The sequence below is a fragment of the Micromonospora sp. LOL_024 genome (genome assembly GCF_048060415.1).
Taxonomy (GTDB): Bacteria; Actinomycetota; Actinomycetes; order Mycobacteriales; family Micromonosporaceae; genus Micromonospora.
The window spans coordinates 1-629 of sequence record NZ_JBHMIS010000175.1; the positions used below are offsets into that span (position 1 = coordinate 1).

1 protein-coding gene is annotated in these 629 nt (G+C 63.6%); it reads left to right on the forward strand.

What is annotated here, in order from left to right; genetic code table 11:
- A partial coding sequence (locus ACFHWY_RS28770; RefSeq protein WP_416583369.1) for a zinc ribbon domain-containing protein occupies positions 1-397 on the forward strand: 397 nt, incomplete at its 5' end.
- Positions 398-629: the final 232 nt, after the last annotated feature.

Below are 629 nucleotides of genomic sequence, written 5' to 3' on the forward strand. Positions count from 1 at the left end.
CGCACCGCGACCACCCGCCGCCACCGCGGACACCTCAACCCCGCTTAAGTTCGAAGAGCCGCGATGGAACAACCGCGAACAATGGCTGGTCTCCAAAGACATCGTCCACGAACCCCTCATCGACCAACCAGACTTCGACAGCGCCCAGCAGATGCTGACCAGACGAGCCCGAACGGCAACCTCACCGAAACGAGCACACCGCTCCCGCCACCCCTACATATTCAAAAGCCTGGTCTTCTGCGGCATCTGCGAACGAAAAATGCAAGGCCAGCACTCCCACGGCGTCGCCTACTACCGCTGCCGCTTCCCCCAGGAATACGCCCTGGCCAACCGAGTCGACCACCCCCGCAACGTCATCCTGCGCGAAGAAACACTCATCAACCCGCTCGACACCTGACTCGTCGGCGAATTCGGACCACTGCAACGCCACCACACCGCCGCCAAGATCCTCCACCAACTCGCCCTCGGCATACCCGCCACCGCGCCAGCGACCCCGCCGGGACCAACAGTGGCCGAATGCGACGCCAAACTCGACCGCTACCGAGCAGCCCTCGACGCAGGCGCCGACCCACGGCCGTTTCAACATCATCCGGCAAGGCCGAGGATGGTGAATGGCCTGTTCATGTCGC